Source organism: Myxococcus qinghaiensis, from assembly GCF_024198215.1.
In the GTDB taxonomy this organism is placed as follows: Bacteria; Myxococcota; Myxococcia; order Myxococcales; family Myxococcaceae; genus Myxococcus; species Myxococcus qinghaiensis.
The window spans coordinates 1-4,449 of the sequence record NZ_JAKCFA010000060.1 but is presented as its reverse complement, the minus strand read 5'-3'; the positions used below and the strand labels follow the sequence as shown (position 1 = coordinate 4,449).

Genomic DNA, 4,449 nt, shown 5'->3' with positions numbered 1-4,449 from the left:
CAATCAGCCCTTCCGTCTCCGCGTGCGTACGCCCCGCTATCGGAAACCCCACCACCACTTCTTCCTGCCCCGCGTACCTCGCCAGCACCACCTGGTACGCCGCCAGCAACACCATGAAGGGCGTCGCCCCCTCCCTCCGGCTTGCCTCCTCCACCTTCCTCCACAGCTCCTTCGGCCACCGCCTCTCCAGCATGGCTCCCCGGAAGCTCTGCACCGCCGGCCTTGGCTTGTCCGTCACCAACTCCAGCGCCCTCGGCGCCCCCTCCAACTGCTTGCGCCAGTACTCCACCTGCTGCTCCAGCACCTCACCCTGCAACCACCCTCGCTGCCACTCCGCGTAGTCCGCGTACTGCACTGGCAACTCGCCCAACGGTGACGGCTTGCCTTCCGCGTACGCCTCGTAGAGCGCTGCCACTTCCCTCACCAACACCGCCGTCGACCACCCGTCCGACACGATGTGGTGCAGCACCACCACCAGCACGTGTGACTCCGCTGACAACCTCACCAACGTCACTCGCAGCAGCGGCCCCACCGTCAGGTCGAAGGGCCTTGCGACCTCGTCACCCACCCAGCGCAGCACCGTGGCTTCATCCTCGGGCAGCTCGACTCGCTGAAGCTGGAACGCCGTCGGAGGCTGGATGACCTGGACGGGGACACCTCCTTCATCAGGGAAGCAGGTGCGCAGGCTCTCGTGACGGCGCACCACTTCCGCGAAGGCTCGCTCCAGCGCATCCACGTCGAGCGACCCATCCAACCGGAGCGCAGTCGGAACGTTGTACGCAACGCCCCCCGGTTCGAGTCGATCCAGGAACCACAGTCGCTGCTGCGCGAAGGACAACGGCAACACGCTCTTCCGAGGCGAAGGCCGCAGCGCCGGCAACGAGACGGCTCGCGCGACCTGGTCCACCTTCCTCGCCAACGCCTCCAGCGTGGGCGCCTCGAAGAGCGCTCGCAGGGGCACTTCCACTCCCAGCGACGCACGCAGACGAGCCACCACCTGCGTCGCGACGAGCGAGTGCCCTCCCAAGGCGAAGAAGTCATCGTGTCGACCCACCCGCTCGACTCGCAAGACCTCTGCCCAGATGGAAGCCAGCGCCTCCTCCATCGGCGTCGCGGGCGGGACATGCACGGCTCCCGACACCACGGCTCCGGACTCGGGCACTGGCAGCGCTCGACGATCCAACTTTCCGTTCGGCGTCAGCGGCAACACGTCCAGCCACATGAAGGCCGCTGGCACCATGTGCGCCGGCAGGCGCTCCTGGAGGAACCCTCGCAAGGCCGCCACCTCGACGGCCTGCCCCGAACCCGCGAGGACGTACGCGACCAGGCGCTGGTCCCCAGGCGTGTCCTCGCGTGCGACCACCACCGCATCGCTCACCGAGGGATGCTCTCGCAGGACCGCGGCCACTTCTCCCGGCTCCACCCGGAAGCCGCGCACCTTCACCTGGAAGTCCGAGCGACCCAGGAACTCCACACGCCCATCCGCGAGCCACCGCACGCGATCTCCCGTGCGGTACATCCGAGCCCCCGGCACCGCGCTGAACGGGTCCGGACCAAATCGTTCCGCCGTCAGCTCCGCGCGCGACAGGTAGCCACGCGCGACTTGCGCTCCCCCGATGAACAGCTCGCCCGGAACCCCGACTGGCACCGGCCGCAGCTCACCGTCGAGCACATACACCCGAGCATTCGCCAGGGGCCGCCCCAGTGGCACCGTGGCCAGTCGGGTCGACGGGCCCGCCTCCGCTCGAGCTGTCGTCGAGTCAGTCGCGAGAACCGCCCCGCCCGTAGCAACCCCACCCGCGAGCACGCCCACCGTCGTCTCCGTGGGGCCGTAGTGATTGAACACCTCGCACTCTGGGGCCAGGGCACGCACCTGCTCCAGCAGCGTCCAGGTGGACGACTCGCCTCCCAGCACCAGTCGCTTGCGCGGAAGCGCCCGAGCCGGGTCCGGCGCCGTCAACAACGCGGAGAGATGCGCGGGGACGATCTTCACGCAGTCCACGCCGTGACGCTGGAAGTACTCCGCGACCCCGACGGGATTTCCCGCACGCTCCGAGGTGAGCACGTGCAGCACCCCTCCCGTGCACAGCGCGGGGAACAACACCGTGTTCCCCAGGTCCGCGCCGAACGTGGACACCAGCGCGAAGCTGGTGCACTCGCGCAATCGCAACCGCTCCGTCGCGGCCTGGACGTAGTTGACGAGCGCCGCATGCGACACGGCCACACCCTTCGGGCGCCCGGTGCTTCCCGAGGTGAACAACACGTACGCCAGATTCTCCGACGCACCTTGAGGGTCCGGAGCATCCACTCGCTGGCGGGCGAGTTGCTCGGCCTCCGTATCCAGGTGCACGCACCGCGCTGCACAAGCCTGGAACAAGGCCGCATGACGCGACTCCGTCACCACGACGGGCGCGGCGACCTCTTCCACCATCAGGCACAGACGCGAGGCGGGTTGTGACGGCTCCAGCGGCACATACGCGCCACCGGCCTTCAGGACCGCCAGCAACGCGACCACCAGCTCCACGCTCCGATCCAGACACAGCGCCACCGGAACGTCCGGTCCCACGCCCAAGGCCCGCAGATGGTGCGCGAGCTGATTCGCCCGAGCATCGAGCTGCCGATACGAGAGCACCGCCTCCTCGCAGCGCACAGCCGGCGCGTCCGGTGTGCGAGCCACCTGTCGTTCGATGAGCTGGTGCAGCAACGCGGCTTCGAACGGGGCCTCCGCCGTCGTGGTGGCCCAGGACTCCAGGACGTGTCGACGCTCGGAGTCCGTCATCAGTGGCAGCGCGGAGAGGCGCTGCGCCGGGTTCGCGGTGATGGACTCCAGAAGGACCTGCAGGTGAGAGACCATGCGGGCCGCGGTGGACTCCAGGAACAGGTCCGAGTTGAACAGCAGCGTCCCCTCGAACCCCTCCGCCGTCTCACTCAGGTTCAGCGACAGCTCGAAGCGCGCGGACTCCGTGCCCTGGGTGGGCAGCGGCTTCAGCGACAACGCGGGCAGCTCCAGGGCCTCCACCGGCGCGTTCTGCAGGACGAAGAGGACCTGGAACAGCGCGGTGCGACTCAAGTCGCGCACGGGCTGGAGCGCCTCCACCAGCTTCTCGAACGGAAGGTCCTGGTGCTCGTAGGATCCCAGCGTGGTCTCCCGCACCTGGGCCAGCAGCTCGCGGAACGTGTCCCGAGGCCGCGCCTGGGCTCTCAGGACGAGCGTGTTGACGAAGAAGCCGATGAGGCCCTCCGTCTCCGCATACCTCCGGCCCGCGATGGGCGAGCCCACGCTCACGTCCTCCTGACCCGAATAGCGCGCCAGCAACACCTGGAACGCCGCGAGCAACACCATGAAGGGCGTGGCCCCCTCCGCACGGGCCAGTGTCCCGATGGCGTCGCTCAGTTCCTTCGAAAGCCGCACCGGCACCGTGGCGCCACGGTGGGACTGAATCGCGGGCCTCGGACTGTCCGTGGGCAGCTCCAGGTGAGGAGGTGCTCCCGCCAGACGCTTGCGCCATCCGGCGAACTGCTCTTCCAGTCGCGCACCACTCAGCCACTCGCGCTGCCAGCGGGCGTAGTCGGCGTACTGCACCGGGAGCGCGGCGAGCGGTGACGCACGGCCCTCGGAGAAGGCGACATAGAGCGCACCCAGCTCGCGCACCAACACACCGAGGGACCAGCCATCCGCGATGATGTGGTGCATCACCAGCGAGAGCACGTACACCTCGGGCTCCAGCCGCGACAACGTGGCGCGCACGAGCCACTTCTGTCCCAGGTCGAACGGACGCAGCGAGGCCTCGACGGCTCGACGGCGCACCTCGGCCTCTCGCTCCGACTCGGCCAGCCCACCGAGGTCTTCAACCGTGAGCGGGAAGTCCGTGGCGGGATGGATGACCTGAACGGGCTCGCCCTCATGCATGGCGAAGGTGGTGCGGAGCGCCTCATGCCGGGAAACCAGTGCGGAGAACGCGCGCTGCAGGGCATCGAGGTTCAGCGCGCCTTCCACTCGAAGGTGGATGGGGATGTTGTAGGCCGCGCTGCCCGGAGAGAGCTGATCGAAGAACCACAATCGCTGCTGCGCGAAGGACAACGGCGGCATCCCCGTGCGCGGCAGCGCGACCAAGGGAAACGCTTCGGACGACGGACCTGCTTCGCGCGAGGAGTCGATGCGCACAGCCAGGGCTTCGAGCGTAGGAGCTTCGAAGAGCGTGCGCAGCGGGAGGTCCACGCCCGTCAGCGCGCGCACCCTCGCCACGACTTGCGTCGCCAGCAGCGAGTGCCCTCCCAGCTCGAAGAAGTCGTCCTTCCTCCCGACTCGCTTCGCTCCCAGTACCTCCGCGAAGACCTCCGCCAGCTTCTCTTCCGTCCCCGGCCTCGGCGCCTCGTACTCCTCCGCTGCCTGCGCCACGTCTTCCGGCGCCGGCAATGCCCTGCGGTCCACCTTCCCGTTCGCCGTCA

1 protein-coding gene is annotated in these 4,449 nt (G+C 68.6%); it reads right to left on the bottom strand.

Annotation, left to right across the window (positions count from 1 at the left end; genetic code table 11):
- A partial coding sequence (locus tag LZ199_RS45710; protein WP_254000150.1) for an amino acid adenylation domain-containing protein occupies positions 1-4,449 on the bottom strand: 4,449 nt, incomplete at both ends.